This is a genomic window from Mesorhizobium sp. WSM4313 (assembly GCF_002294725.1).
GTDB lineage: Bacteria > Pseudomonadota > Alphaproteobacteria > Rhizobiales > Rhizobiaceae > Mesorhizobium.
The window spans coordinates 24,372-48,992 of record NZ_NSFT01000018.1 but is presented as its reverse complement, the minus strand read 5'-3'; the positions used below and the strand labels follow the sequence as shown (position 1 = coordinate 48,992).

Genomic DNA, 24,621 nt, shown 5'->3' with positions numbered 1-24,621 from the left:
CCAAATCGGCTCCGCGCGTGGACAGGCCCTCGGAGCAAGACAATTTGCCGGAACACGAGCTTCTTGCGCTGATGTTCGATCAGGCCCCAGGTTTCATGACGCTGCTCAGCGAGCCCGGCCACATTTTCCAGCTGACCAATGCGGCTTACCAACGTCTGATCGGTCATCGGCAGGTCATCGGCAAGTCGGTTCGGGAGGCCCTGCCTGAGCTTGAAGGACAGGAATTCTTCGAATTGCTCGATCGTGTCGGCACCACCGGCGAGCCTTATGTCGGGCGTGGCATCAAGGTCGTGCTCCGCAACGCTCAAACCGGCCTTGCGGAGGAGCGTATCCTGGATTTCGTCTATCAGCCAATCAGGGCCCAAGACGGGCGGATCACAGCGATCTTCGTTCAGGGCACGGACGTCAGCGACCTTTCATTTGCCAACGCTTCGCTGCAATTGCGCGAGGACCACCTGCGTTCCATCCTGGCGACCGTGCCGGATGCGATGATCGTCATTGACGAAAGCGCCAATATTCAATCCTTCAGCACCGCGGCCGAAACGTTGTTTGGTTACAAGGCCAGCGAGGTGATCGGTCAAAATGTCAAGTTGCTGATGCCCTCGCCCTACCGGGAAGAGCACGACGCCTATATGCAGCGTTACCTCACGACGGGAGAGCGCCGCATAATTGGGCTTGGCCGGACCGTAACCGGGATGCGCAAGGATGGATCGACATTTCCGATGGAGCTTGCCGTGGGCGAAATGCATCCGGGAACGGGGCGTTTCTTCACCGGTTTCTGCCGCGACCTGACGGAGCGACACAGAACAGAAGCTAGAATCCAGGAGCAGCAGCAGGAGTTGCTTCACATGGCACGGTTCACCGCGCTCGGCGAAATGGCGTCGACGCTGGCGCATGAGATCAACCAACCTCTGACGGCCATTACGAACTACCTCAAAGGCAGCCGTCGCATCCTCGACAGGAGCAAGGATGAGAGCGCCCCGATGTTGCGAGAGGCCGTCGAGAAGGCCGCTGAACAGGCTTTGCGAGCCGGCGATGTCATTCGGCGTCTCCGGGATTTCGTCGCAAGGGGCGAAAGCGAGCGCCAGGTCGAACGTCTGCCGGCACTCATCGAGGACGCCTCGTCGCTGGCTCTGGTGGGCGCCAGGGAAGCCGACGTGCGCGTCACTTACGAACTCGATCCGACGGCCGAGCTCGTTTTGACCGATCGCATCCAAATCCAGCAGGTTCTGCTGAACCTGATGAGAAACGCCGTAGAAGCCATGCATGGCGCTCCGCGGCGGGAACTGCGTGTCGTCACCGAAGCCCGACACGATGGCATGGCAGAGGTAAGTGTCATCGATACCGGCCCTGGGTTGGCTCCCGAGGTTTCAGCCCAGCTCTTCCAGCCTTTCGTCACCACCAAGAAGCACGGAATGGGTGTCGGCCTGTCCATTTGTCGCACCATCGTCGAATCTCACGGTGGCCATATCTGGGCTGAGCCGATGGCTGGCGGAGGAACCGCGTTTCGGTTCACTCTGCGCGCTGTAGAGAAGGAAGAGGTCGCCAGTGGCCAGTGATATTGTTCATGTAGTCGACGACGATGTTGACGTTCGCAAGTCCCTGGGCTTCCTTCTCGCAACGGCCGACTTTGCCGTGCGCCTCTATGAATCGGCAACCGCATTCCTGGGGACGGAGCCACAGAAGATCGATGGTTGCATCGTGACCGACGTGCGCATGCCGGGGATCGATGGCATCGAATTTCTGCGGCAATTGAAAGCCCGTGGTCAGAGCGTGCCAGTGATCGTGATGACGGGCCACGCGGATGTTGCCTTGGCCGTTCAGGCCATGAAGGAAGGCGCAGTGGATTTCATCGAAAAACCGTTCGACGATCAGGTCATGATCGACGCGATTCATTCCGCCTTGGACCACCACAGTCGGCCGCTCGCGACACATCCGCAATCGGCCGAAATCCGAAAGAATCTCGCGGCCTTGTCCGAACGGGAGCGCCAAGTGCTTGACGGGCTGGTGTCGGGGCTGCCGAACAAGACAATAGCCTACGATCTCGGGATCAGCCCACGAACGGTCGAGATCCATCGCGCAAATGTCATGAGCAAAATGGGTGCTGGCAGCCTCTCGCACCTCGTTCGTATGGCCTTGATCGCGGACTCCACACTTTAAATTTAGGGCGAGCCTTGAAGTGAACTCGCCTGCGCGGTTTTCGGTTGCCAGTCGCGCCAGTGCGTTGGACGGATATCCACGCGTGCACCGGTAACGGCGTTCCTCCAGCCTTCGCGTCCCTTTTCGCAAGGGAATATGAGCGGGTGCAGGCCTTCCTCGTCAATGACGGCCAGTTCCAGGCTGCAACCAAACGGAGCGCTTGCGATCGGATTCCACATCCGGCCAACGTGCGCCGAATTGGGATTCCACGCTTTGATTTAAATCAGTTCTGTTTGGATCGAGGATATCTCCCCGTCCCGAGCATGCCCGTAATTTGACATAGCTCAAAGCGGAGCCCGCTTCCTGTTCGTAGTTTAGCCCGAACCGTAGCGACTCACGGCGCCGCTTCTTGCAAAGGACATTTCGACATGAACTATCAGCGGTTCTTCGAGGATGCGATCGACCAGCTCCACGCCGAGCGTCGCTATCGCGTTTTCGCCGACCTGGAGCGCATTGTGGGCAAGTTCCCGCGCGCCATCTGGCGTTCCAACGGCCGCGCCCAGGAAATCACCGTATGGTGCTCCAACGACTATCTCGGCATGGGCCAGAACGAGGATGTGATTGCCGCCTTCCAGAACGCGGCCGCCAAGATGGGCTCGGGCGCCGGCGGCACCCGCAACATTTCCGGCACCTCCAACCCGCTGGTCGAGCTTGAGCAGGAGCTCGCCGATCTGCATGACAAGGAGGCAGCGCTGGTCTTCACCTCCGGCTTCGTCTCCAACGAGGCCTCGATCTCGACCATCGCCAGGCTCCTGCCCAACTGCCTGATCATCTCGGACGAGCTCAACCATGCCTCGATGATCGAAGGCGTGCGGCGCTCGGGCGCCGAAAAGAAGATCTTCCGCCACAACGACGTCGCGCATCTGGAAAGCCTGCTTCAGGCCGCGGGGCGCGAGCGCGCCAAGCTGATCGTCTTCGAAAGCGTCTATTCGATGGACGGCGACATCGCGCCGATCAGGCAGATCGTTGAACTCGCCGAACGCTACAACGCCATGACCTATATCGACGAGGTCCATGCGGTGGGCATGTACGGCCCGCGCGGCGGCGGCATCACCGAGCGCGAAGGCTTGGCCGAGCGCATCGACATCATCGAGGGCACGCTGGCCAAGGCCTTCGGCACGCTTGGCGGCTACATCGCCGGCACCAGCGCCGTCATCGACGCGGTGCGTTCCTATGCGCCGGGCTTCATCTTCACCACCGCGCTGCCGCCGGCGATCGCCGCCGCCGCCACCACCTCGATCCGGCATCTCAAGCGCTCGCAGGCCGAGCGCGACGCGCAGCAGCGCCAGGCGGCGCGCACCAAGCAGGTGCTTGCCGCGGCCGGGCTGCCGGTGATGGAATCGGCCACGCATATCGTGCCGGTGCTGGTCGGCGACCCCGAGCTTTGCAAGATGGCCAGCGACCGGCTGCTTGGCGTGCACGGCGTCTACATCCAGCCGATCAACTATCCGACGGTGCCGCGCGGCACCGAACGGCTGCGCATCACGCCCACACCCTTCCATTCGGACGCGCTGATCGCCCAATTGCAGGATGCGCTGGTCGAGACCTGGGATGCGCTGGGCATTCCCTATGCCAGCTCCGGCCGCCCCGCCGTCGCCAAGAGCGACCGGATCATTCCGCTGCTCGCCCAACGATCGGGCGGTTGACAGGTAGAGCCGGCGAACCCTGATTTATCGCAACACGCGAAAGATGCCGACGATCCCAAGATGTACACAGGTTGGACAGCGGGCCGCTGCACGCGTTCCGAGGAAATCGCAGCACGAAGCCCGCATTTAGGAGCTTGCCATGCAGATCCGTACACTTTCCGCTTTGGAATGCACAAAGCTACTCACAGCCAATCGCATCGGCCGCCTAGCCTGCGCCCAACACGGGCAACCTTACGTCGTGCCTTTTTATTACGCCCACGCGGACAATCATCTTTATGCCTTCTCCATGCTGGGCAAGAAGATCGAGTGGATGCGCTCCAATCCGCTCGTCTCAGTGCAGGTCGATGAACGCAATATGGGCCGTGGCTGGAAAAGTGTGGTTGTCAGCGGCCGCTATGAGGAACTCCCTGACCGGATCGGGCACAAGATCGAGATCGATCATGCATGGTCCGTCTTGAGCAAGCACGCCGACTGGTGGGAGCCAGGCGCACTCAAGCCAGGCACGTCCTCGAACATGGGACGCCTTCCCCACGTGTTCTTTAGAATCTTTATCGCGGAAGTTACGGGCCGCGAGGCGATAGACAGCTGAATTTCATGGCGAGCGCCTGGTCAACCGGTTGCAGCATGCGCAACTCTTCTGAAGCCCCCTCTCAGTGAATCCTCATAACCTACCAACAATGTCACTGCACGAACGCCCGCTTCCAGGTGATGCACCGGCCAGCTTGAAGTGCCGATATGTGGCTCAAGTTCAGCACTCGCGATAAGGGGTTCGAGTCCTGTTGTGGACCACTCTAAAAAGATGCAGGGAAAACAATCGCTGCCCGTGACGGAAGAACATCCCTTCGGGCCACTTCGACAAAGATGCTTGCATTCAGCGAGGCCGAGCGCGACGGCGGCATGTCGAAAGGTCATCAACTGACCCAGGTTGCACCGCATCATCTCAAGCCAGATGCTCCCGGCCTATGCTCCGGGCAGTCGCTGGCGGCATTGGCCTGGGAACACCGCTTGGTTATGGGCGATGCTGGGCTGATGAGTGCTAATGGTCCGCTGTCGTGCACGCTTTGCCTTGATCAGCCACCGCAGCTTAGACCGACTTGGAGGTGTGCTGAACAAGCTGATGGGAAACGTTTTAGCTTCATCAACGTTTTTCCTGAGCCGTCAGCCGAAGGAAACGTGACGATGGACAAGGAAGGCGCCTCCAGCCTGCACGGTGATAGCCCAGCCGCGATCACCGATCGCACCATGGCTGACCGCAAGGAACTGGCTGCAATAGCTTTCCAACGCACGCGAATGCCGATGGTGGTGACTGATGCCACTCAGAAAGGCCATCCAATCGTGCTGGCGAACCGGGCGTTTCTGAACCTCACGGGCTACCAAGCAAATGAGGTCCTCGGACGCAACTGCCGGTTTCTTCAAGGTCCCGCGACCTCCCCGGCGGCAATCGCTGAGATCCGAGCGGGATTGCTGGAGGAACGTGAGATCAACGTCGAATTGCTCAACTATCGAAAGGATGGTTCGGCTTTCTGGAATCAGCTGTACCTCAGTCCAATCCATGACGAGGGTGGCCGTCTAGTCTATCATTTCGCGTCGCAAATTGACCGCACAGATTATCGCAGGATCGAGAACCTGGAGGCGTCGGAGCATCGCTTGCTCCTGGAGGTGGACCATCGAGCCAACAATGTGCTTGCTCTGGTCGACAGCATTGTTCGCCTGACGCGATCTGACGATGCTGCTCTATATGCAGCATCGGTCCAGCGGCGCATACAGGCTTTGGCTCGAGCGCATAGCTTGCTGTCGAAGCGGGCCTGGCACCAGATTCCATTGCGGGAAACAATCTTGTCACAGCTCGAGCCGTACGGAGCCACTCGCGCTCTGCTGGACGGACCCGACGTTGCTCTCGCAGCACATTCTGTCCAGCCGTTGTCGCTGTTCATTCATGAACTGGCAGTCAACGCGGCTTCCCACGGTTCGCTCTCGACAGCGATAGGTCGAGTGCAAGTCAATTGGCACGACAGACCGCAGAATGGCGGCTTCATCCTCATTTGGGAGGAGATCGGAGGACCACCTCCACCAACGCGTCGACGAAAAGGATTTGGAACGCTGATCGGTGATGCAACAATTCGGAAACAGCTTCAGGGATCGCTGCAACGCGATTGGTCGGAGCAAGGGGTGAGGATCGTAGCTGAAGTCCCCAACGTCATGGCCTCAGGGTAAAGAGGACTGCGGCGATGCCGAGGAGGTTGGCATCCTCAACAGTCATGTAGTCGATTGCAAGCAAGATCTGTGGCGCAACTCTCCCTGGCAGCGGTCCCAATCTGCTGTCTTGCCGGGACACCGTCTTCTGTGGGTTCCTGCCGGGCAACAGGTGCCTGCTGACGCATGCCACCTACCGCAGACGAATATCGACCTCCCTGACAGGTGGAGCATGCTTGAGACGCGGTATTTTCAATATCGCTAATGCACATTGCGCCGGTTTGGCGAATTCAAGCGCCTTCGGCAATTGTCTTTGATAGATGCACGCAAATGGTTCGGCAGAAGACCGCCTAGGTGCTGCTCCAGCAAAATCGCTGTCGGTGCGAAACCTAAAAGTCGCAGGTTCGTTCTCGGAAGTGGCCATCAACTGAACACGATCGGCCAAAGGAGGACTTTTCCGTGAAAATCCATAGCATCTGCATGACTGCTTTGTCGCTTTCCCTCTCAGCCGCGTCTGCCTTTGCGGGCTCCAACACCGGAACCTCGGCTCTCGACGATCCCGCCAAGATGTCGCCGTTCTTCACTGACGCCGGCATGAAGACGATGAGATCTGGCGATGAGTTCAAGAAGGCATGGCTAGCTATGAGCGAAGAGGATCGGACATCGATCAAGAAGGACTGCGGCGATGATACCATCGCCAAACAGCACGACAATTTCTGCAAGATGACCAAGGAACTCGGCGGCGCCAACTGACGATCGGTTCCTGAATGCCCCGGCGGGATCGCCCGACCGGGGCATCTCCATCTGCGGTTTCTTCCATAGGCGTTTCAGCTACCCCTCGTGCAGGGTCTTCTCGCCCTTCCGGATTCGACCCTACCGAACAGGCAGTTTTGGCCTAGCCTTTCCCGCGTAAGCTCCTTGGGGTGCCGCACCAGACAGGCCCTGCACTTTGGTTTTCATTTTAGAACGGAACGAGCAGCCTTCGATCTGTGGAGGATATTCGGATGGCGCCCCCGCCGCTCCTGGGCCAAGGCCAACAGCCCCTACTGGTCGTCGCAGGTCGCGAGCTGGCTCAGCAGCAATCTCAGTAGCAGGAATTCTGCCGCCAGCGTGATCTCTCGATCAGAACTTTCGATCTGTGGATGCACCGTCTGGTGAGCAGCGAAGACCCGTGCAAACGTGCGGAAAAGCTGCAGAATCTGCGTCGGAAGAAGACCCGACGGCAGCGCAAGACGCCGCAGCCGAAGTGTTCCCAAAGGCGGCCGCGGTATCGCTACAGCAAGCGCACGGACAGCGGTCCGATTGCGCTCCGGGCGTTCTGGAGCATGCATGTCGAGGCGATTCCATGGCGAGTACGCCGCCGCGCTCGGACTTTCGCGACATGCGCTGCGGATCTGGCGCGATCGCCTGGAAGAATCTGGCGACGAAATGGACTGGCGATCGCTTCTTCATCCGAGTGCCCGGGCCCAATTAAGCAGCGCTGCTAATTGCACGCGGCGCCAAAATCGCTTGACACCCGACGCGGTGAACGGGCGCTCGAGCCGGCGCCGGTTCAGCGACGAACAGAAGCGGGCGACCGTGCAGGAGACGCAGAAGCCCGGCGTTGCCGTGGCGCAGGTCTGCCGCCGCCACGGCATTGCCATGAGCATGGCCTTCCGCTGGCGAGAAGATTTCGGCCTGACCGCCCGCAAGGCGCCTGAACTGGCTCTGGTCGACATCGCCGACGGAGCAGAAAGCGAGCCGCCGGCGCTCGCCGCCTTGCGCGATCTCGTGCGGCCGCCGGACGGAATGGTTGCGATCGAACTGGATGATGGGACGACGCGTGTTCGCACCGGCGGGCGCGTCCGCGGCCGCGGTCAAGCGGCACTTGGCCGGCAAGGAGAAGGCATCATGATCGTCGTTCCGGTCGGCGTGAAAGTGCATCTGGCGTTGGGTCACACCGACATGCGCAAAGGTCTCGATGGGCTCTCCACGCTGATCCAGGAGCATCTGAAGAAAGATCCCTTCTCGGGTCATCTGTTCGTCTTCCGCGGCAAGAATGCCTCGCTCCTGAAGGTCCTTTTTTGGGATGGAACAGGACTGTGTCTGTTCACCAAACGCATGGATCACGGACAGCTCATGTGGCCGCGCCTGGCTGAGCCTGGCGGCCCGGTGACGTTGTCGCCGGCGCAGCTGGCGATGCTCATCGAAGGCATCGACTGGCGTACGCCGGAGCGCTTCTGGCGCCCGCTCCCGGCCGGCTGAAAAGCGCGGCGAAATCGCGGCAAATCGAGCGAAGTTGCTTCTTCGAATCCGCCAATTCGAGTAGAATTGGACAGGCGGCTCGACCTCGACAATCTGCCCCGCGAACCGGCTCTCCTGCAACATCTCGTGCGCGACATTGCGGCGCTCGTCGGGCATCGCGACGGTGAGATCGAGCGCCTCAAATCCATCATCAAACAGCTGCAGCGCGCGCAGTTCGGCCGCCGTTCCGAGCGGCTCGATCCTGATCAACTTGCGCTCGGACTGGAGGACCTCGACGGCGATCTCGCCCGGGAAGAAGAGAGCGGTCCGCGTGCCGAACCGAGGGGCTTGCAGGAAAGCTCGTCGAGTTCGGCCTCATCGTGGATTCCGGCCTGATAGTAGGCGATAATCCGGGAGGCTCTCCGCTCCCGCTCGTCAGCTGTCTCGGGCACATCCTTGCGCCGGTCGAAGATCCTGCCAAGCAGGGCCAACTCGTTCGGGGTGAAGACGTTTCTTCCAAGGGGCATTGTGACCTCCGCCAGCCCATCCCCTCGCCTACATTCAACGATCAAATATGGTGTCCGTCAACGCCTCCTCGTGGGTTCGCTAACGCCTTTTGGCAAGGCGGCCCCGCCGGCCTGCTGGCGACGGACGTGAGAAGATCGAAAGGGTTGGGCACAGGGGTTGCCAAGCCGGCCTCCAGCGACATATTCCGGCCGGGGTTGGCAAACAGGTCGCGTTGGGCCCGCGACCGGCAAGACTGACACAGGTGACGTAACTTGCGAGACTCCGAACTGCGCCCCGCCAATTCTCTCCCAGCAGCTGCAAAATCGGAAACCCCAGTCGGTACAGCCGGGCGATCGCGGGGTATGCGCGGCCGAAGCTGGGTCTGGAAGCTGCGAGTCACTGACGCGCAACGAGTCCGGGAGGAAATAGCCCGACTGGAAGAGGAGCTTCTTGGCCTCCCTGATGCTCATAAGCGAGCAAAGTTCATGGCGGTCGGTTACCAGTTACAAGCTTCCAAGTCCCGGCTACAGAAATTGGAGCGCTGCATCGCTGCCCTTGAACCAGTCCGAGCGCAGCAGGACAGGCATATATCAGGCTGACGCAGCTTGCGGCCGAGGACGGAACATCAAAACGCCTGCACAGTTCGGTGACATGGCGAGATACTATTTCGACAGTTTCGACAGCGGTATTTTCGTCCGCGACGACGAAGGCACCGAGTTGCGAGATATGGAAGCCGTTCGCAATCAAGCAATGCGGGCGCTTCGAGATATGCTGAGCGAAACACCTTTTGAGGGTCAGCGCGTCGAGATGTTCGTGGACGTGCGCGATGAAGGCGGGAAGATCGTGACAAAGGTCAAAGCGGTCATTGAGATCACCTGATCCCGGCCTAGCGGGCTTCCCTGAACAGCGACAGGTAAGTCGGGTCGAAGTCCGCCAAGTCCACAAGTTTATTCCAATCGAGGATATGGACGGTGTGCTGGACCCAATCCGCCGCCCCCGAGCGGCGCAAGCTCTGCATCACCCGGTTCATGTGCACGGTGGAAAGCCCCAGCACATCGGCGAGTTCGGCTTGGGTCAGCGGCAGGTGGAAGCTCATACCTTCTGTACGCTGTACGACCTTAAGGCGGGTGAACAGTTCGCAAAAGAGATACGCAAGGTGAGCAAGCTTGCTCCGTCGACCCATCGAGACGATCCATTCGCGGTGAATGGCCCCATCGACCAGTGTATCCAGCCAGAGCAGCCGGGTCAGATGGGCCTCGATCTCGGTTATGTGCTTGAGCTTCGCGTGATCCGCCAAGGCAACTTTGCAGGGGGACAACGCCAGAATCCCATGATCCAGTGTCTTCAGGAGGAACGCGTGAAGGTCCACGAAGTCGCCGGCGATGTGGAGCGCGGTAAATTGCCTGCTGCCGTTCTCGAGGTATTTGTAGCGCGCCGCAAAGCCATCGAGCAGCAAGGTGCTGAAGGCCGGTTGGGATCCTTCTGACACCAGATCTTCGCCTTCGGCGAATTCTCGCTGGCTGCCGATCGTCTTGGCCAACAATGACCGTTCGCTATCCGAAAGGTCGTCATGGGTGGAAAGCTGAAGGTAAAGCGCTTCGAGCATGATGTGATCCTCAGCAGTCCTGGCCAGAGAACGCTAGTTCTTCGCGGAAATCAGCACAAGCTGCGGCTGTCTCAGCCGGCCGGTCCGGCCCCCGGGCGGAATATGTCAAATGTAATCGGCCTTGTGGACACCAGCTGCTACCCTTTCCCAATGAAAAACCGGCCTGAAACGACAGGGCAAACCGTAGAGCGCCTCCTTGGTCCTCTGCGCCGGCGAGCCGCACGTTACCGAGGGGACTCGGCCGAAGCCGGGGATGATCTGGTCCTCTTGACCCTGGAGACGGCGGTGTCAGAGGAGGAAAGTCGGCCCCCTGATCTCAGTCTCTACCAGTGGCTCCACGGGATCATGAGGCGGCATCTCAACTGATGACTGACGGGCTTCGCCTGGCGCTTCGCGAGAGGATCTTCACTTCACGAACGAGTGAACCCCAGGCGGATCCCATAAGGGATACGAATTCCCAAGCCTCCGTCTCGGAAAGCCCGAATTCCTTGATCAACCGCTGAACCACGCCCGCTTTTGCAGGGTCTCTAAGACTTCACGTCATGCCGTCAGCCTTGATTTCGTCGAGTATTAAACCTCGCTAATTTAAGCGTCGAGAGACCTACAGTTGTGGTTTGCTGACTTTTTTGGGGGAGGACAGAGCCATCTATTCCGTGCTTCTGTCGAGCACGGTCTCAATGCAACTCGCGTTGCTCGGCTTTGCGGCAGATTTCGGTCAAGCTCGTCTCATCCGTCACCCCTGTCCGATACCGCAACAGAATGCGGAGGGCTTGGTCCTCGAGTTCCGTCTTTGAAGCCTCGCGAGATCTGCAGCGGTCGAATACACGACCCAAGAGGGCGTGAAGGTATCTCCATGCATGGCGCCGCCATCCGCTGAGCCGAGACCAGGAGTTAAGGGACATCCGCGGTCCGGTGTCAATGACCCTGCTCGATTTCACGGCGCTATCGCGCCACGCGACATGTGATCCGCCGTGCCGCGGGCGACGTAAGAAGCGCCGAGGCGCTCTGCGTCGGTCCAGACGACGCGCGCGGCGGTACGTACCTACGAGCAGGAGGCCGCTGTGCAATTAGAGACAAACGATCCCACCTCTCTCGGGGCCGTCCAGCGCCTGGTCCGAGAGATCGGCATTACGGAGGCGCAGGCCAGGCAGCTTGTCGCAATGTCGGGGACGGACTGGAGCTCGCTGTGCCGCGAGCCCAAGATCCTACTCGCCAGCATGGATCCTGCGCCGAATAAAGCCGATTTCACACAGACTTGATCTTGCCCATCATCTTCCACAGCAGAGAGGCTTCGTCTCGCGCTCCGGCCTGAAATGCCGCAACGAGGATCGTCGCCGCCCATTCCTTTTCTGCAATGTCGCCATCGTGCAGTTCCATTCCGTCGCGATGCCGCGACAGGGCAACGTAGCTGCCATGGGCATCCATGCCCGGCGTTGCCAGCACATGGGTCCGGTCGACGGTCATGCCCTGAGCCTTGTGGATGGTCGCGGCATAGCCGTGGTCGATGTGGGCATAGTCTTTCAGGTCGAAGCGCACCGACCTGCCGTCGTCGGTGCGCACGGACATGCGTTGTGTGCTGACCTCTTCGATCACGCCGAGCGTGCCGTTCTTAACACCGAGCCCGCGCTCGTTGCGCAGGAACATGACCCGGTCGCCGCGTGCGAAGTGTCTTGCACCGCGCTCGACATCCATCTGAACATCGTCGCCGAGATCTCCCGCAGCGCGCATGCGCTCGCGCGCTGCATTGTTAAGCGCGCCCTCCCTCGAAAGAATCTCGGGATGGACCAACCCGTCCCGGACTGTCTCGGCAACCCTGAAGCTTCCGGCAGAGGCTCGCCTATCATTGCCCCTTAGACAACCGATGGAGACAGCCATGCGTAAACCACGAGACTTCGACGCAGAACTGGAGGCGCTGGAAGTGAAGGCGCGCGAGCTCAAAACGCGAAAGGTGCAACAGCTCGGCGACGTAGTGATCGCCACCGGCGCGGATCAACTCGGCACCGACGAACTGGCCGGCGGTCGCAATTGCGGAAACGAAAGACGCCGCAAAGCGTGAGGCATGGGCCAAGCGCGGGGCGATGTTTTTCGAGAGCGGATCACGGCGAACTACTCCGGCATCTGGACACAACTCTCGTAGCGCTTCAGCGCAACCTGGCAGCTCACAATCGCCGGCAAGCGGTACGGGCTCGGCATGACATGCGCACCTGGCAGGTCGAGCGACGCAAACGCACCCGACACCTTATCGAACTTGGCGGTCTCGTCGTCAAAGCAGGCATTGTCGATCTGACCGCCGATGACCGCGCCACCATATACGGCGCGCTTCTCTGGATTGCCGCCAAGCTCCAGAGCCATGAAGGCGAACATACGCGCGACCTGTGGGCTACGAAGGGAAAGCAGGCGTTCAATGCGGAACGATGTAGACCAAAACAGCCAGCGAACATAGCGGTGGTCGGCAAGCAGCGGCGATGCAAAGCGGCCCAATTGGTGACATCCGCCCAAGAACTGCTTCAGTGTGAAATGGGTGTTTCACGCTATTGCCGCTCTCTGGTGGTCTCTGGCCGCGTCGAGCGCAAACGGTGCCGATCGTTCAACAGCGATAACCGTCGTAAGCAAGCCGAGGTCCGCAGGATCACCAACTGGGTCGCTGCCTATTTCATTCATCGTACCAATATGTCGTGTCGCAATAAAAGGCCTACTCATCGCGCCAGACAACCCGCTTCCCCCATCGGATTTCAACCAATCGCCGAAAGCGGATCGTGTGGGCCTGCCCGCCGGTCGCGTGGAATAGCTGGGCGCTCATCCATTCGCGGCTGCCGCACTTTTGACAGCGCGCCTTGTCCCTCACCTCATCGATCGTGACGTTGCCGATGACCTCCCGTAACTCGAGCGGCTTATAGTAGCGAGTGATGTTGCATTTGCCGCAGCGGATGCCGGCCACCTGCCCGGCGTCGTGAGCATGCGTCAACGGGCGCCTCTCGGCCACTTCTCGGGCAGACCTGCAGGTGCTGTTGCGGCGGGCCGCGCTGCTGATCAGAAACGTCGGTGGGGTCAGCTTGATCCCCGCACCGACGACGCGCTGACCAGCCTGACGGCCGAGATGGGCACTGCCAAGCCGGATCTGGTGGAAACGATCGTCGGCGAATGGCTCGTCTCCAACGCCTATCTGCCGGTGCCGCGACAGATGGACGAAGAAAGCACGGTGGACGGCAACGGATGATCAGCGGACCGAGGCGCGAAGGCGACTACCCCGACCGAGAGGTCGACTGCCAGGAAGCAGTGGAGCCCGGCTTTCAGGCAATCGTGGACTGCATGCTTGAAGCAGGAGGGGCGCGCGGCGAAGTCCTGCGCTCGCTGCGTCGGCTGATTGCGGCCGACAATATGACCCAGAAGGAAAACGCCAGGGTCGAGGCAGAGCTGCCATTGCTCGGGCGATGATCCGGGCCGGCAGGCAACTTTGATGGAAATGGCAGTTCCGATCTACATAGGCGCGATCGGCTAGCGAGCGCCTGGCCATTTCCTCTCAGCGCTTCTTCGGCTGCGGCGTGATTTGCTCGATTGGCACTTTGCCACCAAGCTCCTTTGCAGGCGGCGGCACGTTCGGGTTTGTGCAAGCAGGGTTTGACGATTCACACGGTGAGGGCCTATCGCCCACGCCGCCATAACGTTCCACGAGTTTTGCGAATCCGTAGGCGAAGGCGAAGAGAAGCGCCAGGACAACCGTTATTCGGACTGCCATACAGGATTGTAGCAGCATGTCGCGCCGGATTTGACCAGCTACAGGTAGAATGGAGCTTCTGCGATCATCCGCTGATGCGGTCGGCGATCAATTCTCTTCGCGAAAATCCCGGAGCGAGGCATGGCGCAGCATCTCCTCGCCTTTCAGAAACTTCACCCGGCCAATGAGCCCCGGCTTCAGCCACTCGGCCTTTTCCTTGGCGAGGCCGGCGCACCAGTCTTGCCCTGCACGCGGTCCCATAGCCGCTGGCGGATTCCCGGTTCATCGTAATGAAGGCGCCGCCGATATAGCGGCCCTTGTCGGCCATCAGCGCCATCGCCGGCTTGCCGGTCTCGCGCTTCACACCGATGATCTCCAGATCCTTTTCGGTGAAGCACATGATCTTGCGCCAGTCCATCGTCGGCCCGCTGCGGTAGCGGCTGAGCTTACGCTTCGACACCATGCCTTCAAGGCCGGCCTTGTCCACGAGGTGATAGACCGCCGCGCCGGTGCCTGGCAGGACCTCAGAGAATTGGATACGGCCGCCGGCGGGAATCATCTCGTGCAGGATCTCGCGCCGGTCCTCGAGCGGCATGTCGCGAAGATCGTAACCGTTCAGGTGCAGAAGATCGAAAGTTACGAAATAGAGGTCTTGGGCCGGCAGGTGATCGCCGAGCGCAGAGCGCCGAAGTTGGTCAGGCCCGCTTCGTTGGTAACGATGGTCTCGCCCTCGATGATGAAGCGTCGGCCTCGATCGCCTTGGCCTCATCAATTCCGCGATTCGCAACGAGGCCGCTGCTGGGCCTGGCACGCGGCCTCGGCACGCCACGGCCCAGCTCGATGCTCTCTATCGCGAGTCGATTGCAAAGTATCCGAGATACCTCCCGATTTACGTTTTGCGTGCCAACGTACTGCAACCGAAATGGTACGGGGTAGCCGGAGAATTGAAGGAATACGCGGACTCGCTGCTGCGAGAACCAGGCGGTGATTTGGGCCAGGTTGCCTATTTGCTTGTCGCGGTCCAACAATTCAACGCATATGCGTTCGTCGAGTTGTTCAAGAAGTCCGGATTGAATTGGCCGGATGTGAAAGCAGGATTTGAGCTGCGCGAAAGGGTGTACGGCTTTTCCAACGAGGATTGGAACATCTACCTCTATCTGGCTTGCGCCGCCGACGACCATGCAACGGCCAAAGAAGTAGTCCAACATTTTGGTGAGTGGATTTCCCTTCATCTGGCAGGAGAAGCACTTGTTCGATCAGGATATTGCCTGGGCCCGGTCCTAAGCTTGCGTCGCGGGATGACACACGACTCGGGGTGAACTAAGGCGAGAGAGCCCGCTTGCGTTGCACCCTCCAGTTGCGCAATTCTGCTCATGCGAGTCTTTTCGGGGATAGACAATGTTTCACGACATTTGCCTGCAAGCCTATCGTCTGGGCGGGGTGGACGCAGTCAACTCATTCCTCAAGCAGCAATTTCCGGCCGATGCCGATCGAATCCGCGCTATGGAAGATCTTGAGGACACTGGTTATTGGTCGATCTCCTGGCACGAGAAAAAGCATCCCGACGGCGGGATGTACCGCGACTTCGGAAATGTGAGGGAATATCTAGCCGACGAGGGAGAGCATTGATGGTCGGTTTTGTCCTCGAGTGCACGAAGCGTTCCAAATGAGGGCCTGCAATTATGCCCGCCAGCTTATGGGCAAGCTCCAGCCTCATCGCAAGGCTCGTGAACTGGAGGTTTCGGTCGTCTCGGCCGGCGGCGCGGCACTCGCTGCAATAGACGACCTTGATAAGCCCAGTGCATACAGGAGTGATCCGGCCCGAGCCGATTCACCCACTCGGCGACGTTTAGGGCCCGGTTCGCTTACAGGTGAGGCAGTAGACTGACAGGCGGTGTCTGCTTCCAGCTTCTTGCCGAGAGTGTCTTCAACGAAGGGATATTTGTTCGACATTGGCGATCCTCGTGAATGGGTCGCCGCACCGGATAGGTAATTATTCCTGCCCCAACCTACCTTCAAGCTCTTTTACGAAATGTTCTTCATTGAGAAGCGAGTTCCAGTCCGTGCCGATGCTCTTGATCAATTCGCACGCTTGGTCCTCCGTGAAGCCGGCCTCCTTGGCCAGCCGTGCCGCTAACGGCGCGGGATGGTCACTCTCGGGTAAGCTGCCTCCACGCTAATCCAGCGCCTCGAAGATAATCTCGAATGCGTCCTCAACGTCTTCATTGATTTCGCTGGCGGGGGTACCTTCACACTCTGCGGAAAACCGACTCTACTGTCCCCCTTTATCCGTAAGCACCCGCAATTCGGGCTGAGGCGCCCTCCCTAGCCAAGTGGATTTCGACGTTAAGTTCGTCGAGTGTGACCCACGATCGGTCTTCTCGACCGAAACGACTCACACGCCGGGGTGTTTGCGCAGATATTTGACCATCGTTGAAGTTGGTCCGCCCGCTGCTTTTGGCACTCTCGACGTCGATGAACTCCTGAGCGATGCCAAACCGCTTCTGAGCCACGTACTCCCGCAGCTTGGCCACCGCCCTCGCTGCCCGCGAAGAGGTGGTTTGGCAATGCCCGGCGCATCGGCGTTGTCGGTTACTGTGACGAGGCGAACAGGATATAAAGCTATTTGGCAGCAGCTGGTCGAGGAAAGCCTCACCGTCATGAAACCGATGAACGAAGAGCATCTTGCGGTTCTACGCAGGCACATGGTCGAGATGATTGCGATCCATGCCGACCTTGCAAGCGAAGAACTCGGCAAGGCGACGCTCGATGAGCGGGTGATGGCATCGATGCGGCGGGTCCCGCGACATCTCTTCGTGCCCGCTGCGGTCGCGCCTTATGCCTACCAGGACATGCCGCTGCCGATCGGTTTCAATAAGACCGTCTCACAACCCTTCATTGTCGCTCTGATGACCGATCTCCTTGCTCTCCAACCGCATGAGGCTGTGCTCGAGATCGGCACTGGCTTAGGCTATCAAACTGCGATCCCGGCGGAAGTCGCCGGACAAGTTTGGAGTGTCGAAATCATCGAGGAATTCGCAACCCATGCCGAGGCTCTGTTGCAGAGCCTTGGCTTCTCGAATGTCGCCATACGTGTCGGAGACGGGTCTCGTGGCTGGCCCGAGCACGCGCCATACGACAAGGTCCTAGTTAGCGTGGCGGCTGAGCGGCCGCCGCCGGCTTTGCTGAATCAGCTCAAGCCAGGGGGACGCTTTGTTCTGCCTTTGTTCTCTGAAGAAGCACAGTTTCTGACTATCATCAACAAGGATGCTGCTGGGCAAGTCGAGGCACGGAAACTCATCCCAGTTCGGTTCAGCCGGCTCGAAACCGTCTAGTGAGATACGCGACTGGCGCAACTTCGCTTTTCAGATCATCAGCCGGATGCCGGCAGGTCCGCAACCTTCTCGTCGCAATCCTTCGACTGTCAAACTCGATCCTCATAGAGCTCAATAGGGAGACCGGCGCAGCCGCCGCCACCAAGTATTGATCAACGGTGAGTTTCGCCATGTGCTCCTCCGGCAAGTGACTCGCTTCGCCACAACGCTAATTTAACCTTCATTTCCCGGGATCGGAGTTCCATATGTCTCGGTAGAGCTTCCAGCCGCCGTCTTGTCCTTTCTTCCAGACCACCACATACTTCCCGGTGGTTTCCACCAGCTTCGTATCCTTGCCCGGGACCTTGAGCGAGAAAGTCCCGGACTCGTATGCAAGATCTCCGCTTTCCTGGACCTCAAGCGTGGTGAGCTTGAGATCCGATATGCCCATATCGATCGCGCCCTGCCACAGTTTTTGGATGTTCTGGCGACCGTCGACTCGCGCCATATCTGGCGGGAATGCGGCCGCATCGTCCGCGTACTTCGACGCGACCCCGGCCGCATCCTTGCTGTTGTACGCCTTCACGAACTCTGCATTAGCGGCATCAATGGCTTCTTTCGCAGACTGGGCCTGAGCCGATCCGAGGCAGAGCGACGTGAAAACAACGACCAGCAGACAATGATTGAAAGTCATTTCATCCTCCCGTGTTCCGGTCTCTGGCTACTAGCTTCTCCACAGTGGAGAGGAATTGTCAGGACCCAGCACGCTCGCCGAGTCAGTCCAATACGTGCTCCCGCGCTGGAATGGCCTTGGCCGTTTCCTGCGCACGACCGTCGCATCGAACTCGACATCAACCTGGTCGAGATGCGCTCTCCCTCTCGAATCGCGCGGCACTGAGATGGCGAGCTCGCTGACCAATTCCTCGACTGTCGCTCAACAAGGGAGCTGAATCAAATGGGATGCGTACTTTCGAGATGGCCGTCAGCATGTCTTTCAACTTGATCTCGTGTATCGTGAGGGTCGGCCGTCATATATCGATCGCTTGCCCAGGCGTGGCCAGACACAGTGGTTAGCAACCCGTTGTTCATTGCCCAAACTGCGGCTTGAGTCCGGTTGCTAACCCGAATCTTTCGAAGAATCGTCTTCACGTGCACCTTCACCGTTGCGTCGGCGATGTGAAACTTGCGCGCGATGACTTTATTAGACTTACCTTCAGTTAAGCAAGCGAGAATACATATTTCGCGAGGCGATAGCATCGAGAGGACGCGCTCCTCATTCTCCGGGATAACGTCAGGGTTGCTTGGATTTTGTTTGAGTTTAGGTTCAAGATTTGGCTTTACAGAGGGTGCAAATGGCAATGCCTCCGCAGGCAGTATCGATTGTCCAAGCAAAACCAATTCAAGCGACTTGATAAATGTGTCGTAAGCGGTGCATTTATTCAAATAGGCGTTTGCACCGGAACGAAAAGCTGCGACTACATCGTCAAATTGATAGTGATCTGCCAACGCAACCACATGGCTATCGGGGTACTTTTCCTTAAAATCTGCAATTTGTTCAAATACACGACTGGCATCGGAGTAGTCGACCTCAATTATAAGCAAGATAGGTCGGCATTGCGGGAGGGGTTTGAGAATGAGGTCGCGAACAGAATCTGCGGAGAAAGCAATACGAAACTTCGATGTATCTAGGATCCGGATTAGGCTGTCTCGGAGTAATCCACTCGGTCCGACAAGTACCGTTGAACAAAATTGTCTTGCCATCGGCAGCCTCCCCTGGTCGCGAATCAACAACCCATGACACCTATGGGTATTCTTGTATGGTTTTCCACGCGACTCCGTAAAAGGCAATAAATGGTATTTGGCGGTATCACCTTACGCCGCAAATGCAGAATTCGAAACTACCTCATTAGGAGTAGATAGCGAGCCAAAAGTTCTCACGCGCCTGCCTGGACGCGCACATCACGCATTACAGCGAGGTGTTGTTTAGTTGAGGGAACCAAAAATCGTAAACCGGCGGTCCGGTAGTGCTGCTCGGGTTTTCCGACGTGACCGCAATTAAGAGTCCACAGACCGGGCTCTGGGGTCAGGGCGATTTCTAGCATGAGCGCCTTACCGACAGATCCAAAGCGATGTCGCCAATTCCAAACCAAGCCGCGCAACTGAAATCAAGCTCCGCAGGCTGGAAACTGTGAGCGTGTCGTGGTCGAGGTGGCCAACCGCATGACCACCCAAGTTGAGATTTGCGCGAGAACCCATGAAGTGAGATTCTGCTGCTAAACAGAATGCATTCGCGTCCACGCGCGGCAGAGCGATTCGCCCGTCCGGGGTGGCGCCGATCGGCAGGACGCCGATCGGCGGCGGCAGCGGCATGGTCACCCTTGTGCGCACACAGCCGCCGGCCACAGATCGGCCAGCGGTCCGAATGGCCCGGCTTCGACGCGATTGTCGATACAGGAATCGATCAGCTCAATGCCAAGCAGGTAATGGATCGTCTTCGAGCATCGCCGCCTGCCCGCCTTGGCGATGCTCAGGGTCAGATCGGCGGCAATGCTCGCCACCACATCGATTTTCGAGGCCGGTAAAATAGCTCCGAGCTCGACCATACCGCCGCCGATCGGGCGCCGAGACCGTCCGCATGGCCTCCCCCGAATGGCGGTAGCGACCCATCGGTTAGATGCAACCGTCCAACGCCTATGAGTTTACAACCTCGGCCAGACGTTGGCGCTCAAAGGCTACGCCGCGCCAACGACCCCTTCAACGCCGGCGCACGCGTGCTCGACCGATGAAGCAGCCCTGAAGGTGCAGTTTATCCGCCTGTCTTGTTGGCGCCAGCAGGCTCTCGTGGGATGTAGTTATCCACATAGCCGTTTCAGGTCACAAAGAATGAGGACGACGATATCGAGAGGCCCGGAGAAAGGGTGGCGAACTGAACCTGGGATGCGCCTCCGTGGCCATCACTGTCGTAATAGAGCGCACCGGTCGAGCTGTCGTAGATGATATGGTCGGAAGTATCATGCGCGGCCGTGCCAGTGGAGAAAGCCGCGGCTGGCAGTTTGCCCGTATGGAGCTCCGCAAACACGGTGTGGTCAAGTTGAATCTTGTCTTTGGAGACTGTGAAATCGGTAATCTTGTCGACATTCCCAGTGCCAAGCGCTGTATTGAAAACGAAGGTGTCCCTACCCCCAGAACCCGTCAGCACATCGCTGCCGCCGCCACCGTTGATGATGTTGGCGCCGGCGTTACCCTGAATAGTCTGGGCGAACTCGTTGCCGGTCAGATTGATTGCAGTCGTGTTGGAGGGGTTCGTGGTGGCGAGAAGCTCGACCTCCGAGCCGACCGCAAGCGCATGGCTCACCGAGGCGAGAATCTTGTCGGTGCCGCCCCCCACCGCCTCCGTCACCTTGTCGCCGACATTGTCGACATAGTAGGTGTCGTTGCCACCATAGCCGACCATCGTGTCAGCGCCGGCGGTTCCGTGAATCACGTCGGCGCCGCTGGTACCATAAAAAACACCATCGCTGGTGGGGCTGGTAGTGCCGGAAGGGGCAGTCCCAGTACTGCTGGTGGTGGTAGTGTCGGAAGGGGCAGTCCCAGCACTGTTGAGGACGTTCGCGCCCGTGACAGTGTCGCCGCTACCTGCCTTTTGATAGAGCTGCACCTCGTCGACCTGCATCTGCATCGACGACGGGGTCGAACTGTCCAGAGCCGTATGCCATCCGGTCGCGTTCGAATTCGCGACCCCATTGTTCATGATCAATTCCATCGGCTCATTCGGGATCGGCGCCTGCGCGCTGGTCACCTGCGCCATCTGCTTCCCGTCGAGATACCAGGTGATCGACTGACCGGGGTCCCAGTCGATCGCGTATGTGTGGAAGCCGGCCGTGAGGTCGACGCCGCTGTCGACGACACCGCCAAACGTACCTGATGGCGTGTGAAGATGGTACGAGAATGCCTGGTTCGCCGGCCCGGAACCGGTAAATCCGCCTTCCTGCATATCGATTTCGAAATTATCGCCGCTGCCGCCCGCGCCTCCCCCCGGCATCAGCCAGAGGGCTGGCCATGCGCCGTCGCCGCTCGGCGCCTTCATGCTGATCTGAAGATAGCCGCCATTGAGCTCGAAATTGCCGTAGCTGCTGACCGCACCGGATGTGACCGGGAAGTTCGTTGTCGTACCCTGATTAGGAGCGGTGATCGGCTGCTTGATTGCCGTGAGATCCAACAGCCCGTTGCTCACCGACACCTGGCTTGGCATATCGTAGTCTGCATTGTACGGGCCGCCGGCAGTGCTGCCGCCCAATCCGTTGCTATTCCAGGCCCAGCCGTTGGCGGCATTGCTTGTAATGTAGGTATGCCAATCGCTGTCGAGTGTCGTACCGGAGAAGTTTTCCTCGAAGACGAGGTCGCCAGAGGCAAAGCCCGCAGGTGTGGAAAGAGCCATTCCATGATCCTTTTTGACATTGAAAACAGGGGATCCCCCACCCCGCATCACCAGGGCGCGCTACATACCGCACGCTCGTAGCTACGAACCGCGAACAGATCTCAAGGCAGTGGAGACATAGAAGTCGTCGTTGCCGACGCACGCAAGGCGTTGGACGGTTCGCGCCGCGGCCTGATCCATTTCAGGCGCAACCCGCCCGGCGGGCGCTCCGCCAGGCTTGCCGAATAGAATTAGCACGGTAGACCCCTCACTTATGGAGTGTTGTTGTCAATTGCACCCAGCTTCACTAAGTTAAACGCAGGCATTTCCGCTTCCACTTTCGCTTGCGTGCAGTTATTTTCTGCGTAAACTCCCGATTGCAATACCATATACGCTGTTTGGCGGACCTTAATGCCTTTTGCGGCGAGAATGAGACCGAGTTAACCATATCAACATCTCTCTAACGGAAGGCTGTGTCTAACAACTGCATCGAGCCACCAGTCTCTCGCTGCTCGGAGTCTGCTCCGTTCAGACGGGCAAGAATGCGCCAAATCTCGTTGATGCGAAGGTTGCTCCGACGAGCGCGCCGGAGCTTTCGAAGCACCGTTCGTGAATCGCACCGACGCCCGATCAGTCGTCATCCCGCGCTGCAGATAGAGGAGTATCTTGGGGCCCGGCTCCGGGTTCGACGTGTTCTGCTTCGGCCCCAGCGCTGCGCTGCCCATCCGGCGCCGTTGGCGGAAAACGCTGAGATGAGCACAGGGGACCGCAGAGCGACGCTCGAGCGGGCTGAGCCGAAGCTATCGATCCGGCTATTGCGGGTATAGTGTGAGATTCCGGCGTGTATCGGCAGAGACGGCGAACGACGACGATCTGCCGCTGATGCGGCGAAGTACGAATGGTCCGCATTCGCCTTGAGATCGGCGAGCTGTTCCTGGGCTCACGTCGGACGGCGCAGCTATTGTCGAGGCCCGACGCGGAAAAGCGCGATCCGAACCTCCTGGCGAAAAGATCGTTCTCGGTCGTCAGCCGGCCGATCTCTGTGCAAGCGAAGCTTGTTGTATGGCATGCAGCTTCTCGATCTCCCATCGCACGCCTCGTCCGCCTCCACCCCGACGCCGGGATCGAAGGCCCGGGTCGCACGGGACCCGGTGTAGGCAACGCATCCAGTCAACAAGACCGTTTCGGACACTTCCGAATTGACCCAACCGGCTCCTGTGCAATGCCTGCATTGACGCGTCGGCTATGCCCTCCAGATGCGGACTCGCAATAGCAGATGCTGTGACAAAGTTTCGGCGGCACACCGCCGAGGCGTGTCGTGGCATCGGCAAACCCAATAAGGATGAAGCCGCCACGATCGTCCGGCCTGCCGGGCGGCGCAGCGTGAGTTTTGTCCGTTGCCACCCGATAGTCATCCCTGCATGACCCTCGCCCGACACCGAGTGCAATGTCCCCTAAGGATTACCCCCTCTGGCCTCGCACAGCCCGGCTTCGATCGGGCATAGTGGTGTTTGGCCGATACCGGTCGCTAGAGTATGGAACCGTGTTGTCAGACATCGCTCCCAGCCAAGTATGCCGCTCCTCGGATCGGCGAGTCCCTGCCGTAGTAGTAGGTGGGGAACTAAACGGGCTCGGGGTGTGCCGCAGCCTCGCCAAGGGCGCAATGCCCGTTTGGGTGGTCGACCGCAAGCGCTGGAACCCGGCGCTGTGGTCGCGCTACGCCCACCCCGTCCTCGCTGACACCCTGCGTGGTCCCAGCTTCATGGGCTTCCTGCGCGATCTCCAGAGCCGGATCGGCGAGCAGCCATTCCTGGTCATCACGGATGAGTTGGCACTCCTTACGATCTCGGAGCACCGCACGGAACTGGAGGGACTTTACCACTTCCGCCTCCCGGCCCACGATACGGTTCTGATGCTGCACGACAAAGCCAGGTTCCACGAGAGCGCCTGGGAGCATGGCTGGCCCGTGCCGAATGGCGTCGTCGTGCGGAACCTTGCGGACATTCGCAAGATCACCTCGCTCAGGCTGCCGATGATTCTGAAACCCGCCGACAAGCGCCACTTCCACGAAGGGCATGCTCCACGCCTAATCACAGCAGACAACTACGCTGACGCCCTCTCAGCCGCAGGGAAACTGTTGGCTCAGGCCGGTGAGGTTCTGGTGCAGGAGACCATCGAGGGACCGGACGACAACATCTATTTCTGCCTGTTCTACAGGGGACGCAACGGCGAAACGCTCGGCGCGTTCACCGGACAAAAGCTCGCCAGCACGCCGCCAGGAACCGGGAGCACTGCATTCTGCACCGCCGCAGTAAACGAGGAGTTGGGGCGAACCACGAAAGACTTCCTTGATCAGGTGAACTACTTCGGATTCGGTGGCGTTGAGTACAAGCGGGACCCTAGGAGTGGTCGCTTTCTGATCATCGAGCCGACGGTCGGGCGCACCGACTGGCAGGAGGAGGCGGCGACACTCGCCGGCGTCAATATCCCGCTGACAGCCTATCGCCACGAACTCGACCTGCAGCCGTTGCCCGCAGGCCCGGTTGACGGTGGCGTGGTCTGGCAGGATTCATGGATCGAGCGGATCCGCTTTGGCGCAAAACCGATCCCACCTCTGTCCGTCGTAGTGGATGGCTACTGGCGCCGAGACGATCCGCTGCCGGCCCTGGTGCATTATCCTCACAATGTGGCGCACGCTGTGGCTTCTTATCTGCGGCGCTGGCTCGCGGGCCAGCCCCGGAGACTTGATAAGGCGGATTACCCGACGTGGTCGTCGTCAAAGCTGTGAACCTGCGTCCTCT

23 protein-coding genes and 4 pseudogenes are annotated in these 24,621 nt (G+C 59.4%); 17 read left to right on the top strand and 10 right to left on the bottom strand.

What is annotated here, in order from left to right:
• The first annotated feature begins 71 nt into the window (after positions 1-71).
• The 6 genes from CK219_RS27000 to CK219_RS26970 all read left to right on the top strand — a co-directional run bounded on the left by CK219_RS27000 (position 72) and on the right by CK219_RS26970 (position 6,791).
• Positions 72-1,559 carry a PAS domain-containing sensor histidine kinase gene (locus tag CK219_RS27000; RefSeq protein ID WP_095769698.1) on the top strand — a complete coding sequence of 496 codons (1,488 nt, stop codon included), beginning with the start codon at positions 72-74 and terminating at the stop codon, positions 1,557-1,559.
• Complete coding sequence (fixJ, locus tag CK219_RS26995) at positions 1,549-2,160, top strand: response regulator FixJ (protein WP_095769659.1); 612 nt, start codon at positions 1,549-1,551, stop codon at positions 2,158-2,160. The genes CK219_RS27000 and fixJ overlap by 11 nt, the downstream gene beginning before the upstream one ends.
• Before the next feature lie 407 nt (positions 2,161-2,567).
• Positions 2,568-3,845: a 5-aminolevulinate synthase gene (hemA, locus tag CK219_RS26985; protein ID WP_095769657.1), complete on the top strand. Its 1,278-nt coding sequence runs from the start codon at positions 2,568-2,570 to the stop codon at positions 3,843-3,845.
• 139 nt (positions 3,846-3,984) lie between these two features.
• The gene (locus CK219_RS26980) at positions 3,985-4,434 is read left to right on the top strand and encodes a pyridoxamine 5'-phosphate oxidase family protein (RefSeq protein ID WP_095769656.1); all 450 of its coding nucleotides are present in this window, start codon (positions 3,985-3,987) and stop codon (positions 4,432-4,434) included.
• A gap of 590 nt (positions 4,435-5,024) precedes the next feature.
• Positions 5,025-6,059 carry a PAS domain-containing protein gene (locus CK219_RS26975; protein ID WP_095769655.1) on the top strand — a complete coding sequence of 345 codons (1,035 nt, stop codon included), beginning with the start codon at positions 5,025-5,027 and terminating at the stop codon, positions 6,057-6,059.
• A 438-nt stretch (positions 6,060-6,497) separates the two neighbouring features.
• Complete coding sequence (locus tag CK219_RS26970; RefSeq protein ID WP_095769654.1) at positions 6,498-6,791, top strand: hypothetical protein; 294 nt, start codon at positions 6,498-6,500, stop codon at positions 6,789-6,791.
• Positions 6,792-7,081: 290 nt separating this feature from the next.
• Here the strand turns inward: CK219_RS26970 and CK219_RS31480 are convergent, their stop codons facing one another.
• The gene (locus tag CK219_RS31480; RefSeq protein ID WP_141245416.1) at positions 7,082-7,369 is read right to left on the bottom strand and encodes a hypothetical protein; all 288 of its coding nucleotides are present in this window, start codon (positions 7,367-7,369) and stop codon (positions 7,082-7,084) included.
• On the opposite strand from CK219_RS31480, the gene tnpB reads away from it, so the two are divergent.
• From tnpB to CK219_RS31470, 3 genes and pseudogenes are all read left to right on the top strand, one after another.
• Positions 7,368-8,282 carry an IS66 family insertion sequence element accessory protein TnpB gene (tnpB, locus tag CK219_RS32745; protein WP_141245415.1) on the top strand — a complete coding sequence of 305 codons (915 nt, stop codon included), beginning with the start codon at positions 7,368-7,370 and terminating at the stop codon, positions 8,280-8,282. The two genes, CK219_RS31480 and tnpB, sit on opposite strands and share 2 nt — an antisense overlap.
• A gap of 114 nt (positions 8,283-8,396) precedes the next feature.
• Positions 8,397-8,579, top strand: a pseudogene (locus CK219_RS26955) (transposase); the annotation flags it as partial.
• Between the two features lie 639 nt (positions 8,580-9,218).
• Entirely contained in the window at positions 9,219-9,647 is a 429-nt protein-coding gene (locus CK219_RS31470) for a hypothetical protein (RefSeq protein WP_141245414.1), read from the top strand.
• A gap of 7 nt (positions 9,648-9,654) precedes the next feature.
• Here CK219_RS31470 and CK219_RS26935 read toward each other — a convergent pair whose 3' ends face one another.
• Both CK219_RS26935 and CK219_RS26920 read right to left on the bottom strand, forming a co-directional pair.
• On the bottom strand, positions 9,655-10,374 hold the full coding sequence (locus tag CK219_RS26935) for a Crp/Fnr family transcriptional regulator (RefSeq protein WP_095769650.1): 720 nt from the start codon (positions 10,372-10,374) through the stop codon (positions 9,655-9,657).
• A 1,347-nt stretch (positions 10,375-11,721) separates the two neighbouring features.
• Positions 11,722-12,129: pseudogene (locus CK219_RS26920) on the bottom strand (Ti-type conjugative transfer relaxase TraA); the annotation flags it as partial.
• Positions 12,130-12,247: 118 nt separating this feature from the next.
• On the opposite strand from CK219_RS26920, the pseudogene CK219_RS26915 reads away from it, so the two are divergent.
• Positions 12,248-12,569 (top strand): annotated as a pseudogene (locus CK219_RS26915) (conjugal transfer protein TraD).
• A 1-nt stretch (position 12,570) separates the two neighbouring features.
• Positions 12,571-12,720, top strand: a pseudogene (locus tag CK219_RS26910) (conjugal transfer protein TraD); the annotation flags it as partial.
• A gap of 346 nt (positions 12,721-13,066) precedes the next feature.
• On the opposite strand, the gene CK219_RS31860 reads toward CK219_RS26910, so the two are convergent.
• Positions 13,067-13,339 (bottom strand): hypothetical protein, encoded by a 273-nt coding sequence (locus CK219_RS31860; protein WP_176477166.1) that lies wholly within the window; start codon positions 13,337-13,339, stop codon positions 13,067-13,069.
• On the opposite strand from CK219_RS31860, the gene CK219_RS26905 reads away from it, so the two are divergent.
• Both CK219_RS26905 and CK219_RS26900 read left to right on the top strand, forming a co-directional pair.
• The gene (locus CK219_RS26905; RefSeq protein ID WP_348628350.1) at positions 13,331-13,591 is read left to right on the top strand and encodes a CopG family transcriptional regulator; all 261 of its coding nucleotides are present in this window, start codon (positions 13,331-13,333) and stop codon (positions 13,589-13,591) included. The two genes, CK219_RS31860 and CK219_RS26905, sit on opposite strands and share 9 nt — an antisense overlap.
• The gene (locus tag CK219_RS26900) at positions 13,588-13,809 is read left to right on the top strand and encodes a hypothetical protein (RefSeq protein ID WP_245340632.1); all 222 of its coding nucleotides are present in this window, start codon (positions 13,588-13,590) and stop codon (positions 13,807-13,809) included. The genes CK219_RS26905 and CK219_RS26900 overlap by 4 nt, the downstream gene beginning before the upstream one ends.
• Positions 13,810-14,174: 365 nt before the next feature.
• On the opposite strand, the gene CK219_RS26895 is transcribed toward CK219_RS26900, so the two are convergent.
• On the bottom strand, positions 14,175-14,858 hold the full coding sequence (locus CK219_RS26895; RefSeq protein WP_245340631.1) for a hypothetical protein: 684 nt from the start codon (positions 14,856-14,858) through the stop codon (positions 14,175-14,177).
• Between the two features lie 175 nt (positions 14,859-15,033).
• On the opposite strand from CK219_RS26895, the gene CK219_RS31455 reads away from it, so the two are divergent.
• From CK219_RS31455 to CK219_RS26875, 3 genes are all read left to right on the top strand, one after another.
• Positions 15,034-15,408, top strand: a complete 375-nt coding sequence (locus CK219_RS31455) for a hypothetical protein (RefSeq protein WP_141245412.1) — start codon at positions 15,034-15,036, stop codon at positions 15,406-15,408.
• Between the two features lie 79 nt (positions 15,409-15,487).
• The gene (locus CK219_RS26885; RefSeq protein WP_095769646.1) at positions 15,488-15,718 is read left to right on the top strand and encodes a hypothetical protein; all 231 of its coding nucleotides are present in this window, start codon (positions 15,488-15,490) and stop codon (positions 15,716-15,718) included.
• A gap of 1,031 nt (positions 15,719-16,749) precedes the next feature.
• Positions 16,750-17,424 carry a protein-L-isoaspartate(D-aspartate) O-methyltransferase gene (locus CK219_RS26875; RefSeq protein ID WP_095769697.1) on the top strand — a complete coding sequence of 225 codons (675 nt, stop codon included), beginning with the start codon at positions 16,750-16,752 and terminating at the stop codon, positions 17,422-17,424.
• Positions 17,425-17,644: 220 nt separating this feature from the next.
• On the opposite strand, the gene CK219_RS26870 is transcribed toward CK219_RS26875, so the two are convergent.
• The 5 genes from CK219_RS26870 to CK219_RS32380 form a co-directional block, all read right to left on the bottom strand.
• Positions 17,645-18,097: a DUF4440 domain-containing protein gene (locus CK219_RS26870; RefSeq protein ID WP_095769644.1), complete on the bottom strand. Its 453-nt coding sequence runs from the start codon at positions 18,095-18,097 to the stop codon at positions 17,645-17,647.
• A gap of 257 nt (positions 18,098-18,354) precedes the next feature.
• Positions 18,355-19,164 (bottom strand): response regulator transcription factor, encoded by an 810-nt coding sequence (locus tag CK219_RS26865; RefSeq protein WP_095769643.1) that lies wholly within the window; start codon positions 19,162-19,164, stop codon positions 18,355-18,357.
• Positions 19,165-19,512: 348 nt separating this feature from the next.
• Positions 19,513-19,773, bottom strand: coding sequence for a hypothetical protein (locus CK219_RS31450; protein WP_141245411.1), 261 nt, complete (start codon positions 19,771-19,773; stop codon positions 19,513-19,515).
• 2 nt (positions 19,774-19,775) lie between these two features.
• A complete protein-coding gene (locus CK219_RS26860) occupies positions 19,776-20,006 on the bottom strand; it encodes a hypothetical protein (protein WP_095769642.1) in 231 nt (76 codons plus the stop codon).
• Positions 20,007-20,272: 266 nt separating this feature from the next.
• Positions 20,273-21,841, bottom strand: a complete 1,569-nt coding sequence (locus CK219_RS32380; protein ID WP_245340630.1) for a family 16 glycosylhydrolase — start codon at positions 21,839-21,841, stop codon at positions 20,273-20,275.
• A 1,642-nt stretch (positions 21,842-23,483) separates the two neighbouring features.
• Here CK219_RS32380 and CK219_RS26850 point away from each other — a divergent pair.
• Positions 23,484-24,608 (top strand): carboxylate--amine ligase, encoded by a 1,125-nt coding sequence (locus CK219_RS26850; protein WP_095769640.1) that lies wholly within the window; start codon positions 23,484-23,486, stop codon positions 24,606-24,608.
• Positions 24,609-24,621: the final 13 nt, after the last annotated feature.

Excerpts from the sequence above, each read along its gene's own strand:
- CK219_RS26905 (WP_348628350.1), top strand. The coding sequence starts at position 13,331 with ATGCGTCAACGGGCGCCTCTCGGCCACTTCTCGGGCAGACCTGCAGGT.
- CK219_RS32380 (WP_245340630.1), bottom strand. The coding sequence starts at position 21,841 with ATGGCTCTTTCCACACCTGCGGGCTTTGCCTCTGGCGACCTCGTCTTC.
- CK219_RS26900 (WP_245340632.1), top strand. The coding sequence starts at position 13,588 with ATGATCAGCGGACCGAGGCGCGAAGGCGACTACCCCGACCGAGAGGTC.
- CK219_RS31480 (WP_141245416.1), bottom strand. The coding sequence starts at position 7,369 with ATGCATGCTCCAGAACGCCCGGAGCGCAATCGGACCGCTGTCCGTGCG.
- CK219_RS26870 (WP_095769644.1), bottom strand. The coding sequence starts at position 18,097 with ATGACTTTCAATCATTGTCTGCTGGTCGTTGTTTTCACGTCGCTCTGC.
- CK219_RS26875 (WP_095769697.1), top strand. The coding sequence starts at position 16,750 with ATGAAACCGATGAACGAAGAGCATCTTGCGGTTCTACGCAGGCACATG.
- CK219_RS26885 (WP_095769646.1), top strand. The coding sequence starts at position 15,488 with ATGTTTCACGACATTTGCCTGCAAGCCTATCGTCTGGGCGGGGTGGAC.
- CK219_RS27000 (WP_095769698.1), top strand. The coding sequence starts at position 72 with ATGTTCGATCAGGCCCCAGGTTTCATGACGCTGCTCAGCGAGCCCGGC.
- CK219_RS26865 (WP_095769643.1), bottom strand. The coding sequence starts at position 19,164 with ATGGCAAGACAATTTTGTTCAACGGTACTTGTCGGACCGAGTGGATTA.
- CK219_RS26980 (WP_095769656.1), top strand. The coding sequence starts at position 3,985 with ATGCAGATCCGTACACTTTCCGCTTTGGAATGCACAAAGCTACTCACA.
- CK219_RS26895 (WP_245340631.1), bottom strand. The coding sequence starts at position 14,858 with ATGAGGCCAAGGCGATCGAGGCCGACGCTTCATCATCGAGGGCGAGAC.
- CK219_RS26975 (WP_095769655.1), top strand. The coding sequence starts at position 5,025 with ATGGACAAGGAAGGCGCCTCCAGCCTGCACGGTGATAGCCCAGCCGCG.
- hemA (WP_095769657.1), top strand. The coding sequence starts at position 2,568 with ATGAACTATCAGCGGTTCTTCGAGGATGCGATCGACCAGCTCCACGCC.
- CK219_RS26850 (WP_095769640.1), top strand. The coding sequence starts at position 23,484 with ATGCCCGTTTGGGTGGTCGACCGCAAGCGCTGGAACCCGGCGCTGTGG.
- CK219_RS26935 (WP_095769650.1), bottom strand. The coding sequence starts at position 10,374 with ATGCTCGAAGCGCTTTACCTTCAGCTTTCCACCCATGACGACCTTTCG.
- CK219_RS31450 (WP_141245411.1), bottom strand. The coding sequence starts at position 19,773 with ATGCCGCTGCCGCCGCCGATCGGCGTCCTGCCGATCGGCGCCACCCCG.
- CK219_RS26860 (WP_095769642.1), bottom strand. The coding sequence starts at position 20,006 with ATGGTCGAGCTCGGAGCTATTTTACCGGCCTCGAAAATCGATGTGGTG.
- tnpB (WP_141245415.1), top strand. The coding sequence starts at position 7,368 with ATGTCGAGGCGATTCCATGGCGAGTACGCCGCCGCGCTCGGACTTTCG.